The organism is Streptomyces atratus (assembly GCF_014648655.1).
Lineage (GTDB): Bacteria > Actinomycetota > Actinomycetes > Streptomycetales > Streptomycetaceae > Streptomyces > Streptomyces atratus.
The window spans coordinates 66,813-88,476 of the sequence record NZ_BMRN01000021.1 but is presented as its reverse complement, the minus strand read 5'-3'; the positions used below and the strand labels follow the sequence as shown (position 1 = coordinate 88,476).

The window sequence follows — 21,664 nt, the reverse complement described above, 5'->3', positions numbered from 1 at the left end:
GGGACACCGGCGCGCGCCACCGGGTTGCTTCGCGGACTGCAGATCGTATGGGCCTACTGTGCGAACGGTCCCCCTTGCACCGCGGAGGTTCCCCCCGTGCCCACGCCGCACCCCTCCCCCCGTTCGCCGCGCTCCCGCCCGGTTCCGCCGCGGCGCAGGTCCAGAAAGCGGAACGAACGGCCGCGGTGGGGCATGCGGGTGGTGACCGGCATTTCGGTGCTGGTGCTCGGGGCCGGCGGCATCGGCCATGCGGTGGTGACCAGCCTGGAGACCGGGATCGACCGGATCGACCCGTTCAAGGACATGAAGAACCGGCCCCGGGCCGGCTATGGCACGAATCTGCTGCTCGTGGGCACCGACGGCCGCGACAGGATCACCCGGGAGGAGAAGAAGAAGTACCGGCTGGGCGGTGTGCCCTGCAACTGCACCGACACGGTCATGCTGGTGCATCTGTCGGCGGACAAGGAGCGCGCGAGCATCGTCTCGCTGCCGCGGGACAGCTATGCCGTGATCCCCGAGCACAAGGACCGCAGCACCGGCCGGATCCGCGCCGCCCACCCGGTGAAGCTGAACGCCGCCTACGCCGAGGGCGGGCCCGGTCTGACCGTGCGGACCGTCGAGCACATGACCGGCATCAAGATCGACCACTACCTCGAGGTCGACTTCACCAGCTTCATGAAGACGGTGGACACCCTGGGCGGGGTGCAGATCTGTACGGCCCGGCCGCTGAAGGACTCGTACACCGGTCTCGTTCTCCCCGCGGGCACCCATGATCTGGACGGCGGACAGGCGCTCCAGTACGTGCGCTCCCGGCACATCGACGGGGCCGCCGACCTGGGCCGGATGCAGCGCCAGCAGAAGTTCCTCGCCTCGCTGATCAAGCAGGCGACCCGCAGCGGTGTGCTGCTGAATCCGGTGAAGTTCCGGGACGTCGCCTCGACGATGCTGAGGTCGGTCCGGGCCGACAAGGGATTCGGCACGGAGCAGATGCTGGAGCTCGGCCGGGCGATGCGCGGCTTCTCCCCCGCCTCGTCCGAGTTCGCCTCCGTACCGATGGGGAACGTCGCCTACCCGGTCAAGGGCGTCGGCATCACGGTCAGGTGGGACGAGCGGAAGTCGAAGAAGCTCTTCCAGGCGCTGCGCGACGACCGGCCGCTCGCCCCGGTGCGGCCCGAGCAGCCGAAGGACGTGAAAAAGGTCGGTGTCGCCCCGCGGCAGATCCGGGTCCAGGTCTACAACGGGACCTCGAAGGACGGGCTCGGCAAGGCGGTCGACGACGCACTGCACGCCACCGGTTTCAACACCACGCGGGCCCCGCTGAACGGGGAGTCGCAGGATCTCAAGCACACCCTGATCACCTACGACCCGCGCTGGGACCTGTCCGCGAAGTCCCTGGCCGTGGCATTGCCCGGGGCCGAGCTGCGGGCGGTGCGGGGGCAGGGCCTCACGATGAAGGTGACGGCCGGTCCGGACTTCGAGAAGGTGCAGCGGGTGCGGGCCGAGGAGACGAACCGGGGCGAGTTCGGCACGGTCACGGGCGATCAGGAGGTCTGCCCGTGACCGCGGGTATGCCGGAGCTCAGTCCTCTATGCCGTCCGCCGCGCGCTTCTCGCGCAGTTCCTTGATCGCGCGGCGCCTGGCGAGGCGGTGGGTGCGCCGGATCTGCGCCTCCTGGTAGCGCCGCTTGTCGCGCTCCGTCTCCGGGATCACGTGCGGTACGGGGCGCGGCTTGCCGTCCGCGTCGACCGCGGCGAACACCAGATACGCGCTGCCGACCTGCTGGGCGGGGGTGGATTCGTTCCACCGCTCGGCCATGACCCGGACGCCGACCTCCATCGAAGAGCGGCCCGTCCAGTTCACCTGGGCTCGGACGTGAACAAGGTCACCCACGCGGACCGGCTCCAGGAAGACCATCTCGTCCATCGAGGCCGTCACCGCAGGTCCGCCGGAGTGCCGGCCGGCCACGGCGCCCGCCGCGTCGTCGACCAGTTTCATGATCACTCCACCGTGCACCGTGCCCAGCAGATTGGTGTCGCTGCCGGTCATGATGTGGCTGAGGGTGGTCCGGGAAGCGGCGGTCGGCTTGCCCGGAATATCGCCCTCCGGGCGTGGGGCCTGATCTGTCATACCGTCCACCTTATGCGCGGGCTTACGCCCGGCAGCAATGCATCAGCTTCGCAACAGCCCTGATGCGATTTCCCGCACCCCCTGTAAGAGCAGGGCGCCCGGCCTGCACACTGGACCGCATGAACGATTGGCCCGAGGGCTGGACCGACGACAACCGCAGCGGCAACCGCTACGGGCAGGGCAGTGACAGCGACCGGCCCGAGGGCGCCCGTGTGATGCGGCATGTCCAGCGGCCTCCCGCACCGCCGCAGCAGCGCCCCGCACCGCCCCGGCAACGGCAGCCGGAGCCGCCGCAGTACGCCGGCGGCTACGACAACAACGCGGGGTACGACAACGGTTACAACACGGGCCAGGTCTACGGCGGCGGCGGCCGGGGCAACGGCTACGGTGACGGCGGCCGGGGTGACGGCGGTTACGTCCAGGGGCGTCCGGCGCCCGACTGGCGCCGCCGAATAAAGATCGGCGCGCTGTCCCTGGTCGTCGTGGTGCTCGCGGTCTCCATCGGCACCTACTTCTGGGCCGACTCCAAGCTCAAGCGCGAGGTGGACCTCTCCAAGGTCATCGAGCGGCCGAAGGCCGGTGACGGCACCAACTACCTGATCGTCGGCTCCGACAGCCGCGCGGGCATGACCGCCGAGGACAAGAAGAAGCTCCACACCGGCTCCGCCGAGGGCAAGCGGACCGACTCGATGATGATCCTGCACGACGGCTCGAACGGGCCGACGCTGGTCTCCCTGCCGCGTGACTCGAACGTCGAGATCCCCTCGTACAAGGGCTCCGACTCCGGCAAGCTCTACCCGGCCCGCGGCCGGTTCACCAAGCTGAACGCCGCGTACGCCGAGGACGGTCCCGAACTCCTCGTCCGTACCGTCGAGTTCAACACCGGGCTGCACATCGACCACTACGTCGAGATCGGCTTCGGCGGCTTCGCCCAGATCGTGGACGCGATCGGCGGGGTGGAGCTGGACATCCCCAAGGCGTTCAAGGACAAGAAGTCCGGCGCCGACTTCAAGGCGGGCAAGCAGACGCTGAACGGCGAGCAGTCGCTGGCCTTCGTCCGCACCCGGTACGCCTTCGCGGGCAGCGACCTGGACCGTACGAAGAACCAGCAGAAGTTCCTCGCGGCGTTGGCGAGCCAGACGGCGACACCGTCCACGATCCTCAACCCGTTCAAGCTGTACCCGACGATGGGCGCCGGTCTCGACACTCTGATCGTCGACAAGGACATGTCGCTGTGGAACCTGGGCAACATGTTCTTCGCGATGAAGGGCGTCACGGGCGGTGACGGCACGTCGATGAACATGCCGATCTCGGGCTCCACCGGCGGCAATCTGGTCTGGGACAAGGCCAAGGTCAAGCAGTTGGTGCAGCAGCTCAACAACGACGAGAAGGTCACCGTCTCCGGTAATTGACGGCAGACAATGCAGGGCCCGGACGTTCGCCGTCCGGGCCCTTCCTTTTCCCCGGAGCCCATTTGACGGTCCGTCTTAAGCTTCCCGGAGGGGTTGGCAGCGCGGCGCACTCGCCCGCGGCCGAGGGACGAGCACAGGAGTGCCATCGATGACGGACGCGACCGTAGACACCGCACGGACCGGAACCGAGGACGAGCCGGCCGTACCGGCTCATGGCCAGCTCGTCACCGTAAGGAACCGTCCCTGGGTCGTCACCGAGGTCACCCGCTCCGCAGTCTCCTCCGAGGACCCCGCCCGCACGGCAGGAGCATCGGCGCCGCACCTGGTGGCTCTGGTCTCCGTCGAGGACGACGCCCGCGACGAGGAACTCCGGGTGGTGTGGGAGCTGGAGCAGGGTGCGGTCGTCCACCAGCAGTACGAACTGCCCTCCCCGGCCAAGGGCATAGACGCCCCGGAGCGCCTGGACGCATTCCTCGACGCGGTCCGCTGGGGTGCGATCGCCTCCGCCGACAAGACCGCTCTCCAGGCGCCCTTCCGGTCCGGCGCCGAGATCCAGGACTACCAGCTCGCGCCCGTCGTGCGTGCCCTCTCCATGCCGCGTACGAATCTGCTGATCGCCGACGACGTCGGTCTCGGCAAGACCATCGAAGCCGGCCTGGTCATGCAGGAGCTCATGCTCCGCCACCGGGCCCGCACCATGCTGATCGTCTGTCCCTCCGGCCTGACCCTCCAGTGGCAGGACGAGATGCGGGACAAGTTCGGCCTGGACTTCCGGATCGTGAACAGTGCATTACTCAGGGAGCTGCGCCGTTCGCGGGGCCCGTACACCAACCCCTGGACGCACTACCCGCGGCTGATCGTCTCGGTGGACTGGCTCAAGCGGGACCGTCCGATGCGGATGATGCGGGAGGTCCTGCCACACCTCCCGGAGTATCCGCGCGCCTTCGACCTGCTGGTCGTCGACGAGGTGCACACCTGCGCACCGTCCGGGACCGGCAAGTACGCCGTCGATTCGCAGCGTACGAAGGCGATCCGTACCCTCGCCCCGCACTGCGAGCACCGCCTCTTCCTCTCCGCCACCCCGCACAACGGCTTCCTGGAGTCGTTCACCGCGCTCCTGGAACTGCTGGACGACCACCGGTTCGCCCGTGGCGTGAAGCCCTCGGACGAACAGCTGCGCCGCGTGATGGTGCGGCGCCTCAAGTCCGAGCTGCCGAAGACATGGGACGGCAGGGCGCGCTTCCCCGAGCGGGTGCCGCACGCGCTGGAGGTGCGGTACGCGGACGAGGCGCGCGCCGCGTACGCGAAGCTGTCGGCGTACGCGCGCTCCCGCCGGGAGGCCGGTGACAGCAGTGCCGCCCGCACGGCCTCGGACTTCGTCACCACCCTGCTCAAGAAGCGGTTCCTCTCCTCCCCCAAGGCCTTCGCCGAGACGATCGATGTCCATCTGGCGACCATGACGAAGGGCCCCTCCGCCGAACAGGCCCCCAGCGAGAGGGTGTTGCGTCCGCTCATCGAGCGGGTGGAGGAGACGGCGGAGAGCGACGACGGTCATGCCGAGGCAGCCGAGCGGGCACTGACCGCGGTACGCCAGGCCTCGCACACCCTGACCGCCGCCGAGCACGCCCAGCTGAAGGAGCTGTCGGTGTGGGCTCGCACGGCCACCAAGCGGCCGGACGCCAAGTTCGTCGCCTTGCGCGGCTGGCTCGACTCCATCGTCTGCAAGAACGGACCAGCCGGAGACTGGGAGCCGGACCGGGTGATCGTCTTCACCGAGTACCGCGACACCCAGCGCTGGCTCTTCGACCGGCTGATCGCCGCCAAATACCCCGTAGACCGGATCGCCCAGCTGTACGGCGGCCAGAAGCCGGACGAGCGCGAGCACATCAAGACGGTCTTCCAGGAGGACCCGTCCCTCTCGCCCGTCCGCATCCTTCTGGCCACGGACGCCGCCAGCGAGGGCATCAACCTCCAGGCCCATTGCCACCGTCTCCTGCACTGGGAGATCCCGTGGAACCCCAACCGCCTTGAGCAGCGCAACGGCCGTATCGACCGGCACGGGCAGCGGGCGGACCAGGTGGATGTCTTCCACTTCGTCCCCGAGGGCTGGCAGGGCTTCGGCGCCGCCGAGGACGGCGACCGTGATTCCCGGCACGAGGACGGCACCCTGGAGGACGAGCTCCACTTCCTGGCCGTCGCCGCCCGTAAGACGGAGCAGATCCGCGAGGACCTCGGCAGCGCAGGTGAGATCATCGCCGCGCAGGTCGAGCAGAAGATGCTGGGCCGCCGCTCCGACTGGACCACGGCCGACGCCGAGATCAGCAAGCGGTCGGGGCAGGCCGTCCTCAAGGTGGACCGGGATCTCGCCAAGGAGCTGGAGAAGCTGGTCGCGCAGCTCGCGGGCAGCCGCGACACCCTGCACCTGACACCCGAGACCGTGGAACGAGTCGTGCGGACAGGTCTTCAGCTCGCCCACCGCAAGGACCTCATCGAGACCCCCGACCCCGCAGGCGGCGACTCCCCTGTGCGCTGCTTCAGCCTCCCCGAACTCCCCGGGGCCTGGGCCCACGCCCGTAACGACGGGCTGCGTCACCCCCTCACCGGCAGGGAGCGCCCGGTGGTCTTCGACGAGCGGGACGCCCGCCGGCGCACGGACGTGGTCCTGCTCCACCTGGGCCACCGTCTCGTCCAGAAACCCGACCCCACCCCGCCCCGTCACTCGCGCGGGTGACGTAAGGCAACTGGGCTGGATTTCATACGGGTTGGCAGGCATATGCTCACCGCGACAACTGCAGACATGCGACGGCCCCCGACGAGACGCCAATCTCGACCGAGGGCCTGACCACCGAGGAAGTTAGGGCTTCCCGATGGGTACCCAGCAGATTACCGCGCCCCCGTGCGCCCCGTCCCCCGTAACCGGGGGCGCCACACCGTCATCCGGCGTCATCCACGCCAACGTCCGGCATGCCGCTGGCTTCACGGTCATCGGCAACCACCTCGCCCAGCACCGCGGACTCTCCCTCACCGCCATCGGGCTCGCCGCCCACATCCAGTCGCTGCCCGCCGGAGCCAAGATCGGCATCAAGCACCTCGCCGAACGCTTCCCCGAGAGCGAGACCCGCATCGCCGCCGCCCTGCGCGAACTCGAAGCCCACGGCTACCTTCACCGCAGCCGCGCACGCCTCCCCGACGGCCGGATCGTCACCCGCACCGTCTCCTACAACCAGCCCGGCACCGAACCGGCCGCCGCCGCCGCAGCACCTCAGCCACGAACCAGGCCCAGCACACCGGCAGCCCCGCTGCCCCCACCACCGCCACGCGAGCCCGCTCCCGAACCGGAGCCCACCCAGGCACCACAACCGCCCGCACCGCAGACAGCGCCTGCACCCGTCCTCGTACCGGCTCCCACCGCACGCAAGGCGCCACCCCCGCCGATCCCCCAGCCGCAATCACCCACCCCGGAACTCCACCGCTTTGCGGCCGCACTCCTCGCCGACCTGCGCCGCCACACACCCCAACTCACCCTCTCCGACAACGACATCCACACCCTCACCCCCGGCGTCGCCAGCTGGCTCGAACGCGACGCCCACCCCGACACCATCCGCCACGCCCTCACCACCGACCTCCCAGTCCCCCTCAAACACCCGGCCAAACTCCTCCGCCACCGGATCACGACACTCCTACCACCCCCGCTCCCCGGAGCCGAGGACCTCGCACCCGCACGCCCCGGCGTCATCGCCATCCCCCTCCAGAACTGCGACGGCTGCAACCGCGCCTTCCGCTCCCGCCACCCCGGTCGCTGCCGCGACTGCCGGACAGAGGTTGTGTCGCAGGGCAGCGCCGGCCCGGGCCGCGCCGCATGACCGTCCCCAGTAGCACGCGCTTCGGAGCTGTACGCCCACCCACGAGGCCACCTCCGCAAACTCCCTGAACCGGAAGCCACCGGTCTGGGCAGGGAATCAGCTCAGTCGAGAGACCAGCCCTGCGCGCGCAGCATCCCCCGCCAGCGTTCCTGAACCGGGTGGGCCCAATCCGTCTCCGCGCCGAGGGCGTAGGCGACGAGGCCGTCGACATGATGCACCAGGCCTGCGAGGGACGCGAAGTCCCGGTGCTGCTGATGCGCCCGGAGCCCGAACTTCTCGATGCCGTACAGATGAGCCAGCAGCCGTGACTTGAAGGCCGGGGTGAGGCGCAGGACGTCGCCGTCGACCAGCAGCCCGAGCACTGCCCGGCGGGCGCCCGGCGGAACGATCCGCGTCTTTCGCGCGTGAGGCTCAAAGCCGTAGCCCTGGACAGCGTGAGTGAGCTCCCTCAGCGCGGCGACGGCTGCCGGGCGAGAGAACGGGTCCCCGCTGGAGAGGATCATGTCGTCCGAGTAGCGCGTATAGACGAGGCCGTGGCGTGCCGCGATGTCCGAGAGCCGGTCATCCATCGGGCGGACGGCGAGGTTCGCGAGCACACCGCTGGTGGGGGCACCCTGCGGTAGAGAGCCTCCCCAGCCGCCCTGATAGGCGGTGATCTTGGGGTAGCGGTCCTTCCGGACCGGATCCACGTCGTCGCGCCGGTCGTCCCAGGTGCAGAGTCTCGACAGTTCATAGGCCACCAGCGGCTGGTAGCCCTGAGCGCGGAAGACCTGGTGGACGCGACGCTCGCCGATCGCCCCGAAAAAATCCTGGATATCGATCTTGATCAGCCACTGCGCTCCGAGATGTCGACGGGCGCATTCCGCTACAGAGCGCCCTTTGACGTAGGCAAACGCATGCGGATGCACGGGCAGCAGGTCGAGCAGATGATGCAGCAGCCACCGCTGGGCAGCCATCAGTTCAGGCTGCGGAACCAGCAGCTTCCGGGGACCACGGTCCGGCTTGCCGGGCAAATGGATCGGCGTGTAGTGGTATCCGCGTCGCTCGACGGCACCGCGGAGGGTGCGGTAGGGAATTCCCGTCAGGTGGGCGAGATGCCCGAGAGTGACCACAGGTGGCAGGCCGCGGGTTCCGGCGTCGGCCGACTGACTCAGCGCACGGCGAGCCGTACCTAAGGACCGGGATGCCGGGACAGACCGTAGGTAGAGGTGAGGGGAGGCGCTGACCATCTACCTTTACTTTCCTTCCGACGGCCCGACCACACGGTCACGCGGAAGTTGATTCACGGGCAGCGCCCACGACGCCACCCTGCCCCCGGGCCCTGTGAAGAGACCCGGTTGGGCCGGTCCCGACGGAACCGGCAGTACTAGATCTCAGCGCCCCTCCCTGAGCGAGACAGGGTAGTAGGGAGCCGTGCTGTCGTACAGCCCGGTAGCCACACATGATCCGCACCAACACCGCTTGCCAGATGCAGAGTTGGCCGAAAACTGTGCCCCTCCGATGAGCCTGCGCGGGCTCGGGTGTGTGGCCCCACCGAGCAGCAGCCGGCCGGCATCCGTCAGATGGCGCCCGCGGATCAGTTCGAGATCGGCGGCTCGTTCCAGAACCGTCTCTACGGACCAGAGCTCGCCCGTCAGCGCCTGCGAGAGGCCGTAGTCGTGCCGTACACCCTGTGCCAGCGCGCACAGGAGCTTGCGCACCGCGTCGGCTGACGGCGTGAGCGGCGGCTCGGTTTCGGACACCTTCGTTTTCCCCTCGTCCAGCCCGGATCGGCTCAGGTGTGCTTAAGCTTCGACGGGTACACCTCATGCTCCGGGTCCCACCACAGGACATGGAAGACATTGCCCAGGAGGAAGCCGTACAGCCGCTGCTTCCCAGTGAACTCAAGGCGATGAAGCGCCGTCGCGTCGCCGAAACCGAGCTCCCCCAGCCTCACCACGGCCTCCTTGGATAACCCGCCGGGCAGGTCGTACTCCTTGAAGAACCGGCGCGTGGTGCGCAGCTCGTTGAGCGTCATCGACTCGCAGGCGGCGAGCTTCGTCAGCACCTCGCACAGCGTGGCCGCTGCCATGCGGTCGAACCCCCAGCAGCCGTCGTGATCGACATAGGTAAACCGCCAGCACACCTTGTCGTCCGAGAACGCCAACCCAGGGAGCAGGGAGCGGACGTCACCGACCCGCTTCCCTTGCGCAGCCCCTGTGGGCGGCAGGGCCAACTTCTTTTTGGCGCGTCCCCCCTTGGACATCAGCCGTCGAGCTCGTCGTGCTCGGCGAGGGCACCGAAGAAGTCCGCGATCTCCTCATCGAGCAGCGGCTCGCTGCTCCGCTCCAGGTCGGGCACCTGGGCGCGTTCGCGAGCCTGCACCCAAGGGCCCGTCCGATGGGTCATCTCCGAGAGCTCATGGGCGGAGTACACACGCATGTTCTCCAGGACGATGTCGATCGATTCCCGCTCGGCATCATCCAGCTCGGCCGGGTCACCCTCGATGTCCCCCCGCCGCAGCTCGAAGCGGCCCCGGTGCTTGCTGTACAGCTCGGGAGCGACCGGCCCGTTCGCCCACGCCTCGAAGCGTTCGGCGAAAAGCGGCCGATCCTCCCAGGCCAGGTGGTAGCCGTAAGCGAAATAGCAGAGCTTCTGCAGCTTCATGGCCGACATCGGTGCGGCCTTCACCAGGATGTACGCGGCTACATCGTGCACGTTTGCCATGGTCGGTCCCCTCTGGTCCTCCCCGCCACCCTAGAGCCGCATGCCCGCCACCGGCATCCTCGGAGCTTTCGGGCAGGAGAGGATCCCCCTGTCGGTCCAGCCTACGGGCGGGGTCCGACAACAGGAACGCTGCGAGCCCCTCGGCCTTGCCAGCACTCACAGAGGGCGCTCAGTCCCGAATGCTTGTCTACTGACCGCTCTCGCGCATATAGGGTGGCGGCCACTCACGTTCCCACGCGGCAGAGATGCTGATGACGGCCTCTCCATGGTTCCGGACCACCCCGGCCCCTGCCTCGTGTTCATCCGGTGTCAGGACCACGACGGCGTCACCACCCTGTGCCGCCACCTCCGTGGACGGTTCCTCCATCTGCCATCCGCGCTCCCCCAGAGTGCGCACCATCTGGTGGAAGGCCCGCTCTGCGGTCGAGGCGTCTTCACAGGTATAGGTCCACTGATGATCCGCGTAGCACGAGCCGTCCTGCAGACGTACCACAACGGCGGGCTCGTCCCGGGAGGGACGCCCGCCGGCGAAGCTGTCCAGGATCTGGCTGGAAACGGACCGCACCCCGTTCATGGCTTCCTGCCGATCTTGTAGCTCGGCCTCGGTCCTGGGGGCCGGGTAGCCGAGAGACTCGGACATCGGCTTCTTGTCCCAGAAACAGGGAGAGGTGACGCCGACGCTCAGCTGACCGCCCAGCCCCATTGCCACCTGCATGAGGAAGTCGTCCGGCTTGCTTCTCAAATTGGCCGCAACCACTCGGCGTTCATAATCTGGCGCAGCGTCAACGACGTGTCCGGCCTCCTTCCAGTTCTCGAAGACCTTCCGGACCACGTTCTTTGCGTCGTCTCGCGGAATCCCCTTGAGCCAGTAGTTCCGTGTCAGGGTGACACGGTCCTCGGACCCGCCGTCACTGGGTTCCTGACAGGATTTCACGCCTCCACCGAACGGCTCCAGACGTGGCTCGGGACTCACTCCACGGATCGCTTCTTGGATCAATCCGTCAGCCGTCCGCTCAGCCTGACTCATGTCCATTCCTGCGCCTCCATGTTCAGCAGTGGGGCTACTCAATGCATTAGGCCTTACCGAATCACCCTCACTGCCCGTCCCGCAACCGGCCGCAAGGAAAGACGTGATGACAAGAAGACCGAGCAGGCGTCCTACTTTCACTCAGGCACCGTCCCACTCATCGGATACTCCCCATTCACAATTAACGCCATATTCTTCAAGGACTCAGAGTTTTCATCCCAGTACAGACTGTGTGCAGAAAATGGGGGCCATTTATTTCCATCTTGAACCCCGAACCTGTTGCCGCCAAATTCTGGAGCCGTGGGGTCGACACCGAAAGGGCGTTCACCCCAACTCCACGGGTTATAGATCGTCCGCGTCGGGAGACCCGCCACCACGTCGTTCGCAGATTTCCCCGCCCACACACTCTCCGGCGAGAGGTTGAGGTCATCGGCGCGATCCACCCCCACTCCAGGACTACCGACGAAGATAGCGGCGTCAACAGGCGGGGTCTCGTCTCCAGCGAGCATCTTTCCCGACACGAGCGAACCGTAGCTATGCCCTAGCAGCGTGTCATGGGCAGGCTCTCCTTGATGCGATACCTGCAATCCGTCGAGAAATTCATTGAGGACGGGAGCCCCCCGGTCCGCCAGTTTCTCACCGGCAACCGATACGGGATTTTGTGGGGCATCATAGTCGAGCCACATCAGCGATGCATATTTCTTGTCCGGATCTCCCATCGCAACCGATTGACTATAAAGGCTTTCCGCCCTGTCGATATCTTTACCGATCGTTTCAAGTTTGGTATTCATACCAGGGACATATGTTGTCACATTGTCCGCCCCGTCAGGATTTCCTACGGAAATGATGGCATGCCCATTTTTCTCGTTATCGATGCCGAGAAGATAGAGTTCTGGCAAATCTTTCCTGCCGGTGGAATCGAGATGTTCCTGAACCTGCTCCAAGCCGGCCAGCTTCTTGTCGATATCCTTAATCCGCCCAGTGGCACCACTGACCGAATACCTTCCATTTGGCGAGAGCATGTCGCGTTGGCCAATCAAATTCGCGCGCTCCAGCTCCAAGTCGGCAGTGGATGTCCGCAGGACGTAGCGGTTCCCCTCATCCCGAACCTCCGATGGAAGGCCGTCGAGGGTGCCAACGGTAGCGAGGTTGAGTGAGACGTAATCGCTCCTCTGCTCCTCGGACAGTCCCTTCCACCACTTCGCATTCTCTTGGGGGGTTCCGTCCTTGGGTGGTTCGAGGATGAGGTCCATGTAATCTCCGGCATCCTTACGGGCGCCTCGCATGTCCTTCTGGGTGTCGGCCCAGTCGCGGTGGGAGACCGTCAGGTCATCATCCGCCTTCAGATTCCTCAGCTTCGGGGCCCATTTCGCGTCCGCCTCAGCCGCCTCTTTGACAGCCTCGGCAATGCGGTTGGCGTAGGCTTGCGCGACGTTGTGGTTCGGGTTGATGCCCGGCCCCTGCACCAGTGAGGTGCCGCCCGACACGTTGCCGCCCGGAATGCTTGTGCCGCCGGGTTCCTCAATCCAGGCCGAGTAACTGACTGACCCGTCCTCTCGCACCTTGAGGTTCGCATCCCCTGCGTCATCGACCGCCAGGTCAAGCTTGACCTTGGCCATCCGTAGTTCCAGAGCGAAAGCGTTGAGAGCAGCACTGATCAATCCGCACTCGACCTGGGCATACTGAAAGTTCTTCGACAGTTCCCGAAGCTGCGTGACAGCCGCGTCCAGGGCTTCACCCTGGAGAGACTTCTGCATAGGACAAGGTCTGGAAGGCGGTTACCGACGAGGCTGCCGCCTCCTCGGCGGCATCCTCCGGAAATCCCGTCCCTGACGACGAGGGATTTGACCTGGCGACGCCCGAATGGGAAGCGTTCACCGCACCTCACCGCTACGAGCTGCCGGATTTCACCACCGAGCCCGAGAAGGTGCCCGCTACCGCAGACCGATGGCTGGAGCGGGTCATCCTCGTTCACCGTCTGCGCGAAGTCTCCGCACTCACCGGCTTCACCCGGATCGACGCCCCGGAGTGGATTCCGCTGGACCACAATGACGATCCGACCGTCCAGGCGGCACCTCTCACCAGGGAGCCGCCGTCCTGGGTTCCCTGCGCCGAGCTGCGGGGCGAAGGTGTATTCCTCGCCTTCCGCGAGGAGCGCCTGGACGAGTGGGAGAAGCGTCCGGAAGTCATCGCCCGCGAGAAGGCCCTCAAGGCCGCACACGTGACCTGGTGCCTGGCGCGCGGACTCGAACCCCAGTGGCCCGGCATCCGCTACGTACTCCTTCATACGTTCGCGCATGTCCTCATCCGAGGCTTCGCTCTGGAATGCGGCTACGGCGCTTCCGGAATCGCGGAGCGCGTATACGCCCGCTCCGGCAAGAACCCCATGGCCGGCATCCTTCTCTACACTGCGGCGCCGGACAGCGAGGGCACCTTGGGAGGCCTGGTCTCCCTGGGCAGGAAGGACCGGCTCGGGCCAGTCATCGACCAGGCAATCGAGGAGGCCCGGCTCTGCAGCTCCGACCCGATGTGTGCGGAGCACGACCCCCGGGTCCACGGCCGTCTGCACGGGGCTGCCTGTCATGCCTGCCTCTTCGCCGCCGAGACGTCGTGCGAACGCGGCAACCACTACCTGGACCGCGCACTCCTCGTCGAGACCCTCGCCGGGGATCTCGGCGCCTTCCTGTCATGACCGGCCGGCTGCCCAGGCTTCTCGCGGCGCTCGGCAAGCGCCTCCCGGCAGACCGGCTGGCCGACCTGCAGCACCACCTGCGCACGGCTGACAGCCCGGCGGATCCCCTGCTCGACCGGTGGTCCGCCGACCACCCGGCAGCCGGCCTTTCCGCCCAGCTGAGCGCAGTACGGAAGACGTGGCAGGACGAGGCCCCTCAGCTCCCTGGGACGGCCCTCGCACTGTCCCTCGCCACGGCGGCGGCAGCCGAGGAAGAAAAGGAGCCACCTGCGGAGCTCGTCGTGAGCGGCCCGACGAGCTCCGCCATCCCCGTCCGCCTCACCAGCGGCATCGCCATCGAAGTCATACGTTCTGCCCACGAGTCACTGCTCATAGCGAGCTTCGCCGCGTACGGAATCGCGGAGATAGTGGCGGAGCTCCGTGCAGCTGCCGCGCGTAACGTCCGTATAGATCTGCTCCTGGAAGAGTCGACCTCGGCTGCCCGCGCCTTCGGTCCTCTCAGGGACCATATCCGGATCTGGCACCGTGCGGACCACTCCGCCCGCAGCAGCCTGCACGCCAAGGTGATAGCCGCGGATCGGCGCATCGCATTGCTGGGCAGTGCCAACCTCACCGGTCGCGCCCTCACCGACAACGTGGAGATCGGCGTCATCCTGCGCGACAGGAGGACAGTCGGCCGACTGGTCGACCACCTGCACTGGCTCACGGGCCCGGAAGCCCGACATCTACGGCCCGGCTGACTCATCTCGCGCGGTCTCTTGGCCGCATACACACGTCTGGCCCTCAGTCTGCTGTCGGGGGCCGAACGAAGCTCTACCCGGCCCGCGGCCGGTACACCAAGCTGAACGCCGCGTCGCTGTGGTCCCTGGGGCAGATGTTCTTCGCCATGAAGGACGTCACGGGCAGCGACGGCACGTCGATGAACATGCCGATCTCGGGCTCCATCAACGGCAATCTGCGACAACTGACGGCAGACGCGAATTGGTGGCCGACGCACGCAGGGCCCGGACGGTTCGCCGTACGGGCCCTGCCCCATGCCGGGCGCGGGCCGGGGGGATCCGGCCCGTCCCCGCCGTCACCCTCCCGGCCTGCTCCCCCGGGCCAGCAACGCCACATGCGGGAGCGCCAACCGGCCGTCGTCCGCCGCGAATTCGGTGCACAGCGCGTCGTACTCCCGCTTGGCCGCGGCCACCCCCGCCGGCCCCCGGCTGTTGACCAGCTGCCCGATCGCGGCCACACCGGCGGCCGGCCCGGCCCACCAGTCCTCCGCCCCGACACGGTGGTCCCAGGCCAGCGCCTCACTCCGTACGCTGTCGAGGCCGGCCACCTCCAGCAGCGTGCACAGCCCTTCCCGGGTGCGCGGGAAGTTGTGTTCGGGGTCGACGGTGGCCAGCCACCGGGGCCGGGTCAGCCCCGCCGCCTCGGCGGCCCGCCCGATCAGCGCCTGACCCGGGGCGCCCGGCGCCTGCCAGATGGTGACGGCGACTCGGCCGCCGGGACGGGTGATCCGGTGCATCTCGGCCAGGGCGTCCAGCGGCCGGCCGACGTGATTGAGCACGAAGTTCGCCACGACGGCATCGAACTCGTCGTCTTCATAAGGAAGTTGCGGAAGCGAGCCGCACCGGACATCGACCCCGGACACGGCACGCCGGGTCAGCTCCACCATTCCGGGTTCGGCGTCCGTGGCCCGTACGAGCGCACCGCGCCCGACGGCCGCCGCCGTCACGCTGCCGCTGCCGCACCCCACGTCGAGCATCCGCGTGCCCGGCCCGACCGCGGCGGCATCCAGCAGGGCGGGCACCGTGTGGGCGCAGAGCCGGGCGAAGGTCCGGGCGTAGCTCTCGGCCCGCCCTTCCCAGATCCGCCGCTCGCTCACATCGAACGCGGTCATCGCACGCCTCCCGCGGGCCCCTGCGGCTCGACCTCGTCCAGGTCCTCGTACAGCGCGTCCAGAATCCGCCCCGTGGGCTCGCCCTGCGGTGTCAGCTCCGCCAGGCACCAGCCGGGGAGCTGCTGCTCGACCTCGGGCGGAAGGTCGCCGTCGGCAGGGTCGGCCAGTCCGTAGAGAAGACCGAACGCGGTCTCCTTCGCCACCTCGCGGGCTATCTCCCCCAGGTCGCCGGGGGTCAGACCGAGAGCCAGCGCCCGCCCGACGGCGCCGCCCGCGAGCCCGTCCTTCCGGTAGGCCTCGACCCAGTCGGGGGCCGCCGTGCTCCACCCGTCGATGTCCTGCCAGACCATCCGCAGGAAGCGGTAGCGGGCGAGCTGCGGAATGTTCTCCTCGGCCTCGGAGTCGGCCCAGCCCGCGGCGTCGTCGGCGCCGAGCGCGGTGAACAGGCCGGTGAGCTTGTCGATATCGGTCATGGACGTGGAAGGTACGCGACGCGGCTGCCGTGCAGCGATCAGGAGTGGCCCCGGTCCACCGCTGCTCGTTGGAGTCGACGTTGCGTCGACCTCGTCGGTCAGCGGCAGGAACTCCTGCAGGCCATGGGCCGCTGAGCGCGCGGGCCGGCCCCGAGGGGCCGGCCCGCGCTGTTTCACCAGAGCAGGGTCACGAGGCCTTCTTCAGCGTGAAGTTGCCGGTCGTCGTCTCCCCCTTCTTGAGCTTCACAGTGGTGACCACCGGCTGGTAGCCGTCCTTGGCCACGATCACGGTGACCGGGTTGTTGCGGACGTCGAACCACAGGGCGAAGCTGCCGTCCTTGGCGGTTCGCAGCGTGTAGCTGTTCGCCCAGCTGTCGATCTGGACGGTCGCCCCGGCCAGTGGCGCGGTGCCGCCCTTGCCGTCGGCGCCCAGCACGGTGCCGGCGTACTTGCCCCAGGTCTTCGGCGGGTTGACGTGCATCTTCACGTCGACGTCGGCGACCGAGTACGGGGTGTCGGTCTGGACGGTCAGCGCCGCGGTGTAGTCGCCGGGCTGGGTGACCTCGGGGACCGTGGCGTCCAGGCCGACGGTGATCGTGGTGCTCTCCCCGGGCTGGAGTGTCACCTTGTCCTTGCTCGTGGACAGCCAGCTGACGTCCGAGGACTCGCCGCCCTGGTCGTAGCCGGGCAGCACCTCGACGGTGGACACCGGCGGCGTCGAGCTGCCGCCGGGGTTGCCGCCGACCTTGTAGAAGCCGGAGGAAGCACCCACACGGTAGACGCTGGTGTTGGCGTTGGGCAGGGCGGTCCAGCTGCCGGTGCCCGGGTCGAAGGCGTAGCCCTGGTTGGTGATGGCGGCGCTGTTGTTGACGACACCGCTGGAGACCAGCAGCTTGCCGTTACCCACGCTGTACGCCGAACCCCACAGGTCGGCGGGCATGTCGGCGACGGGCGACCAGCTGTCGGCGCCCGGGTCGTAGACGTAGGCGTGCTTGGTCGAACTGCTGCCGCCGCTGCCACCGGCGCAGTAGAGCTTGCCGTCGATGCCGCCGCAGGACTGCCAGGAGATCGGCTCCGGGTAGGAGGCGATCTGGGACCAGCTGTCCGACGACGGGTCGTAGACCGTGGCGTCCGTGGTGCCACAGCTGCTGGTGCAGCCGCCGACGACGTACAGCTTGCCGCCGAGCACCGCGCTGCCCGAACCGGCGTACGGCTTGGGCGAGGACGCCTTGGTGGACCAGCTGTTCGACGCCGGGTCGTAGACCTCCAGCTTGGCGTCGGGGTCGCCGTCGGCACCCCAGCCGCCGACCACGTACAGCTTGCCGCCGATGAAGCCGTGGGCCGGGGTGCCCTCGCGGGTGTCGGCCGCGGAGGCCAGCTTGGTCCAGGAGCCACTGTCGGGGTCGTAGGCGTACAGCGCGTTGGTGTCCTCGCTGCCTGTGTAGCCGAAGGCGGAGTACACCTTGCCGTCGTAGACGGCGACCGCGTTGTCCTGCACAGCGGTCGGCAGGTTGGCCACCGGCTGCCAGGCGTCACCGGCCGCGTTGGCCGCCGGAGCCGCATCCGAGGTCTTGCCCTTGCTGAGGGCCAGCGGGGAGTAGTTGCCCTTCACCAGGTTGAGCGGCGCGCCGCCCTTGACCTGCTGAGTGAAGCCGCCCGGCCGCTCGCCCAGGGTGAGGCTGGCAGGCGCACCGCCGGTGTTCTTCACCGTCAGGTTCTGGGTGGCCTTCTTGCCCCAGTCGACCGTCTTGTCGATCGAGCCAGGGGTGAACGCCAGCTTGCCGGCCTTCAGGTTGAAGACCGCCTGGGTGGTGCTGTCCGGTGCCACGTTCACCGTCTTGGCCAGGTCGGCGTATTTCGACTTGGAGGCGGTGTAGGTGTGGCTGCCGGTCTTGGAGGTGAACATCCAGTAGAAACCGCCGCCGAGCGCCGGGTCGTCCGGGGTGGCCGCGGTGGTGGCCTTGTCCTGCGGGGCGTCGGTGTTGACGACAGTGGCGCCGACGACGCCGTCGTCGGTGTTGGCGTCCTTCACGGTACCGGCCACCAGACCACCGGTGACGGGCTCGTAGGTCCGCTTGCCCACGAACACGTTGTCGAGTTCCCACCAGTAGCCGTAGCTGCCCGTGAAGTGGAACCGCAGCTGCACTCCGGGCTTCCCGGCGTAGTCGGTCAGCGGAAGCTCGACATGGGCAGGGCCGGTCAGGGTGGTGGTGCGGTTCCAGATGTTGGTCCAGGTCGCACCGCCGTCAGTGCTGACGTCGATGTTGCCGCTCTGGTTGGTGTAGCTCTTGTAGTCGGTGTCGAACTCCAGTTGCGGGTTGTCGTTGCCGGTCAGGTCGATGACCGGCGTGATCAGCGAGCTGTCCTGCTTCTTGCCGCTGCCGATCTTGTCACTGTCGACCATGGCGAAGGCGCCGGAACCACCGGTCTTGTTACCCCGGTTACCGAAGTCGTCGAAGGACCAGCCGCCGGTGGTGCCGTCGGCGTTGACCACGCTCCAGCCCTCGGGGGCGCCGACGGTGGAGTCGAAGGGCTGGGTCGGGCCGGACCGCTTGACCTGGTAACCGGGCGCCGTGGCCGCCTCGGCGTCCACCGGGACCGCGACGTTCACGGTCTGCGCCGCGTCATTCACGGTCACCTGCTTGGTGACTGCCTCGTAGCCGGGGTACACGGAGGTGAAGCGCAGGGTGTAGTCGGCGCCCTGCGGCAGGTCGACGCTGTACGCGCCGGTGTACGGGTCGGTGAAGACCGGGGCGCCGGGCACGTCATCGATGGTGATCTTCGTATAGAGCGGCCAGCCGTGGCCGGAGCCGTCGGTCACCTTACCGGTCACGGTCTGCCGGGCCACCGCGTCCAGCGCGAAGTCCATCGTGACGGTGCCATCGTCGACGACGACGCCGTTGGCCTTCTTGGGCGCGTACCCGTAGGCGTACGCGGCCATTTTGTAGGTGTCAGGCGGCACCGTCAGGTTGTAGTGCCCCTGGGCGTCGGTGGTCGACCGGTAGATTCCGGCTACGACGGAGGCGCCGGAAAGCGCCTTGCCTGAGCTGTCGGTGACGGCGCCGGAGATCTCGCCGTGCGAGCCGACGCTGGAGGCGGCGAGACCGCCCCCGGGATGCGTCGCGGTGGCGACGGTGCCCGGAGCGGCTGCCTCGGCGCCGGTGGCAGCCTGGGCGACGGGTAAGCCCGCAGCCATGACTGCGACAGCCGCCGCGGTGAATGCGGCCAGTCGCGCGGAGATCCTCCGCGCGGCCGGTCTGGAACGCCTCGAAGTGCGCAATGTGTGACTCCCATGCAGCTGAGCTGGGGTCGACCCGTGCGCTGGTTCTCGGTCGACAGCAGATGGATTCATCCGCCGCGACAACTAAACATCGTTGCCATGCTCTCGACAAGACTGCCTCCGCGGCGGGCGGATACACGACATGACGCGACTCCTCCCCAACGCGTGGTTCCCTACCACCGCCTGCTCCTGAGCGTCGCCGCCGTCATCCCGGGCATGTGCCTCCGACCCCCGCGGAACACTGCTGGCGCGGCAGCGGTGGAAAAGAAGGTGCTCCTGCCGCGCGCGACATTCTGCCGTCCCACGTAGTCAAGAGGGGTATGCACGGGGATCACGGAACAAGAGAACAGGCGGGGGCCGAGTGAAATCAGCACAGGAGGATCAGTACCTGGAGTTCGTGGCCGCGAGGGCGAAGACGCTGTACCGCTCGGCGTACGTCCTCGCGGCCGGCGACACACATCTTGCCGAGGACCTGGTCCAGGAAACCCTCAGCCGGGTGTACGTGCACTGGAAGCGGGTGGCCAGAGCAGAGAGCCCGGCGGCCTACGCCCAGACGGTTCTGGTCCGCACCTCCCTCACCCTGCGGCGTCGGCGAAGCACCGGCGAGCGCCCCATCGGGAACATGCCCGACAGTGCGGCGGCCGGACCGGACGCCGCACTGCGGCTCACCCTGCTGGACGCGCTCGGCCAACTGCCGCCCCGGGAACGGGCGGTGCTGCTGCTGCTGCGCTACTGGGAGGACCGCAGCATCGAGGAGACCGCCCAGATGCTCAAGCTGAGCAGCGGCGCGGTCCGCTCCCAGGGCACCCGGGCACTCAACAGGGTGCGCGCGTTGCTCGGCGACAGCCTGTCCGACCTGGTTCCGCACTGAACACCGGTGCGCACAGGTCGAACCCACCGCAAAATCCCCATCAGTGACAGAAAAGGTGACGCCAGCATGCCGTTCGAAGCAGACCTCGCACACGCCCTGGACCGCACGACCGACTCCCTCGCACCCGATCTCACCACGCTCACGAGCGGAGCCGTCGAGCGCGGGCGGAGCCGCAGTCGGCGTCGGCGCAGCGCCGCCGTCATCGCCGGGGTCGGCGCCTGCGCCGCGATCGCGGCAGCCGGCCTGGTGCTCCCCGGCGCACTCGCCGGGATTCGCTCCGCAGGATCCAACATGGAAACGGTGGCGCTGGCGAAGCCTCGTTCCGCGATCACCGGAACCCAGATGATCGACGCTGTGAAGAAGACGTTCCCCGGGAGCCGGTTCGGCCGGGAGGACGGACAGAGCAACGACCCCTCGAATCCGTCCGGCGGGTGGGTCGCCAACGGCGGAGCGGACGTCAACGACGGGCACGGCGCCGCCAACGTCGGTGTCTCGGCCCTGCGGCTCCAGCTGCCACTCAGGGACGGCGAAGGGCTGAACTGCGACGATACGACCGGGCGTGCTGAGGTCGGCGACACCTGCGAGCTGAGCGAGCTGCCGAGCAGCGCCGCGCTTCCCGGCGGAGCCCTGGTGATGTCGGAGAAGATCGCACAAAGGCAGCCGATTGGTGCCGACCCCGTCCCCGACTCCGACATCGCTCACCGCTGGACGACGACGGTGACCCTGAAGTCGACCGGCGCCCAGCTTCAGATGGTGCAGTGGAACACCGCCGGCGACTTCGGTAGCGGAAACAGGCAGAAGCCGACCCGTGACGCTCCCCCGCTCTCCCAGAAGCAGGCGGTGGCCGCACTCACCGGACCCACCTGGGCGCCGATCCTCGGTGCCGTCGGCTGACCCGTTGCCTTGCCGAAAATGGGGGGTGACCGACACCCGGGGCGAGCAACTACCTCCCACGCCCGGCACCGCGTCCGCCCCCGCCGACGACGCGGAATCAAGGCGCGGCCTCCTCATCGTCGAGGCACTCGCCGACCGCTGGGGCATCGCCCTCGGGCCTGTCCCGCGCAAGACGATCCGGGCCGAACTCAGCCTCGTACCGTGACCGCTTCACCGGGTCGCGGAGACCCACGACCCGGTAGGCCACGTCGCCACGTCCCACGACGCATAAAGCTTTAAAGAACCTGGGGAAATCACCCTCCCCACCCAAACCCAACCCCACCCCGCCTCCGTCACTCGCGCGGGTGACATAGGGCAACTGGGCTGGATTTCATACGGGTTGGCTGGCATATGCTCGCCGCGACAACTGCAGACATGCGACGGCCCCC

At 68.0% G+C, this 21,664-nt stretch carries 17 protein-coding genes and 3 pseudogenes; 10 read left to right on the top strand and 10 right to left on the bottom strand.

All coding sequences use genetic code 11. The features are described 5' to 3' along the window. Window positions 1–96 precede the first annotated feature (96 nt). Complete coding sequence (locus IEZ15_RS27760) at window positions 97–1,560, top strand: LCP family protein (protein ID WP_444545160.1); 1,464 nt, start codon at window positions 97–99, stop codon at window positions 1,558–1,560. Window positions 1,561–1,578: 18 nt separating this feature from the next. Here the strand turns inward: IEZ15_RS27760 and IEZ15_RS27755 are convergent, their stop codons facing one another. Further along, a complete protein-coding gene (locus IEZ15_RS27755) occupies window positions 1,579–2,127 on the bottom strand; it encodes an acyl-CoA thioesterase (RefSeq protein WP_114244866.1) in 549 nt (182 codons plus the stop codon). A gap of 119 nt (window positions 2,128–2,246) precedes the next feature. On the opposite strand from IEZ15_RS27755, the gene IEZ15_RS27750 reads away from it, so the two are divergent. From IEZ15_RS27750 to IEZ15_RS27740, 3 genes are all read left to right on the top strand, one after another. Then, the gene (locus IEZ15_RS27750; protein ID WP_189279842.1) at window positions 2,247–3,539 is read left to right on the top strand and encodes an LCP family protein; all 1,293 of its coding nucleotides are present in this window, start codon (window positions 2,247–2,249) and stop codon (window positions 3,537–3,539) included. Between the two features lie 148 nt (window positions 3,540–3,687). Next, window positions 3,688–6,270 (top strand): DISARM system SNF2-like helicase DrmD, encoded by a 2,583-nt coding sequence (drmD, locus tag IEZ15_RS27745; protein ID WP_189279841.1) that lies wholly within the window; start codon window positions 3,688–3,690, stop codon window positions 6,268–6,270. A gap of 136 nt (window positions 6,271–6,406) precedes the next feature. Further along, window positions 6,407–7,402, top strand: coding sequence for a helix-turn-helix domain-containing protein (locus IEZ15_RS27740; RefSeq protein ID WP_189279840.1), 996 nt, complete (start codon window positions 6,407–6,409; stop codon window positions 7,400–7,402). Window positions 7,403–7,503: 101 nt separating this feature from the next. Here IEZ15_RS27740 and IEZ15_RS27735 read toward each other — a convergent pair whose 3' ends face one another. The 6 genes from IEZ15_RS27735 to IEZ15_RS27710 form a co-directional block, all read right to left on the bottom strand. Next, entirely contained in the window at window positions 7,504–8,631 is a 1,128-nt protein-coding gene (locus tag IEZ15_RS27735; protein ID WP_194535971.1) for a reverse transcriptase family protein, read from the bottom strand. 144 nt (window positions 8,632–8,775) lie between these two features. Continuing rightward, the gene (locus IEZ15_RS27730) at window positions 8,776–9,144 is read right to left on the bottom strand and encodes a hypothetical protein (protein ID WP_189279838.1); all 369 of its coding nucleotides are present in this window, start codon (window positions 9,142–9,144) and stop codon (window positions 8,776–8,778) included. Between the two features lie 32 nt (window positions 9,145–9,176). Next, window positions 9,177–9,647 (bottom strand): hypothetical protein, encoded by a 471-nt coding sequence (locus tag IEZ15_RS27725; protein WP_189279867.1) that lies wholly within the window; start codon window positions 9,645–9,647, stop codon window positions 9,177–9,179. Then, complete coding sequence (locus IEZ15_RS27720; protein WP_189279837.1) at window positions 9,647–10,108, bottom strand: Panacea domain-containing protein; 462 nt, start codon at window positions 10,106–10,108, stop codon at window positions 9,647–9,649. The genes IEZ15_RS27725 and IEZ15_RS27720 overlap by 1 nt, the downstream gene beginning before the upstream one ends. A 187-nt stretch (window positions 10,109–10,295) precedes the next feature. Beyond that, on the bottom strand, window positions 10,296–11,135 hold the full coding sequence (locus IEZ15_RS27715; protein WP_189279836.1) for a hypothetical protein: 840 nt from the start codon (window positions 11,133–11,135) through the stop codon (window positions 10,296–10,298). 137 nt (window positions 11,136–11,272) lie between these two features. Then, window positions 11,273–12,892, bottom strand: a complete 1,620-nt coding sequence (locus IEZ15_RS27710; RefSeq protein ID WP_189279835.1) for an alpha/beta hydrolase — start codon at window positions 12,890–12,892, stop codon at window positions 11,273–11,275. A gap of 17 nt (window positions 12,893–12,909) precedes the next feature. On the opposite strand from IEZ15_RS27710, the pseudogene drmB reads away from it, so the two are divergent. The 3 genes and pseudogenes from drmB to IEZ15_RS47215 form a co-directional block, all read left to right on the top strand. Further along, window positions 12,910–13,827, top strand: a pseudogene (gene drmB / locus IEZ15_RS27705) (DrmB family protein); the annotation flags it as partial. Continuing rightward, the gene (drmC, locus tag IEZ15_RS27700) at window positions 13,824–14,567 is read left to right on the top strand and encodes a DISARM system phospholipase D-like protein DrmC (RefSeq protein WP_189279834.1); all 744 of its coding nucleotides are present in this window, start codon (window positions 13,824–13,826) and stop codon (window positions 14,565–14,567) included. The pseudogene drmB and the gene drmC, both read left to right, overlap by 4 nt. Before the next feature lie 68 nt (window positions 14,568–14,635). After that, window positions 14,636–14,785, top strand: a pseudogene (locus IEZ15_RS47215) (LCP family protein); the annotation flags it as partial. Window positions 14,786–14,902: 117 nt separating this feature from the next. On the opposite strand, the gene IEZ15_RS27695 reads toward IEZ15_RS47215, so the two are convergent. The 3 genes from IEZ15_RS27695 to IEZ15_RS27685 form a co-directional block, all read right to left on the bottom strand. After that, the gene (locus IEZ15_RS27695) at window positions 14,903–15,718 is read right to left on the bottom strand and encodes a class I SAM-dependent methyltransferase (RefSeq protein ID WP_189279833.1); all 816 of its coding nucleotides are present in this window, start codon (window positions 15,716–15,718) and stop codon (window positions 14,903–14,905) included. After that, window positions 15,715–16,191, bottom strand: a complete 477-nt coding sequence (locus tag IEZ15_RS27690) for a hypothetical protein (RefSeq protein ID WP_189279832.1) — start codon at window positions 16,189–16,191, stop codon at window positions 15,715–15,717. Before IEZ15_RS27690 ends, IEZ15_RS27695 begins: the two co-directional genes overlap by 4 nt. A gap of 187 nt (window positions 16,192–16,378) precedes the next feature. Next, on the bottom strand, window positions 16,379–19,387 hold the full coding sequence (locus IEZ15_RS27685) for a carboxypeptidase regulatory-like domain-containing protein (protein WP_229846139.1): 3,009 nt from the start codon (window positions 19,385–19,387) through the stop codon (window positions 16,379–16,381). Between the two features lie 445 nt (window positions 19,388–19,832). Between IEZ15_RS27685 and IEZ15_RS27680 the strand changes: the two genes are divergently transcribed. The 3 genes and pseudogenes from IEZ15_RS27680 to IEZ15_RS27670 all read left to right on the top strand — a co-directional run. Then, complete coding sequence (locus IEZ15_RS27680) at window positions 19,833–20,342, top strand: SigE family RNA polymerase sigma factor (protein WP_189279830.1); 510 nt, start codon at window positions 19,833–19,835, stop codon at window positions 20,340–20,342. A gap of 66 nt (window positions 20,343–20,408) precedes the next feature. Then, window positions 20,409–21,236 carry a hypothetical protein gene (locus tag IEZ15_RS27675; protein ID WP_189279829.1) on the top strand — a complete coding sequence of 276 codons (828 nt, stop codon included), beginning with the start codon at window positions 20,409–20,411 and terminating at the stop codon, window positions 21,234–21,236. A 25-nt stretch (window positions 21,237–21,261) separates the two neighbouring features. Further along, window positions 21,262–21,441: pseudogene (locus IEZ15_RS27670) on the top strand (ATP-binding protein); the annotation flags it as partial. Window positions 21,442–21,664 lie beyond the last annotated feature (223 nt).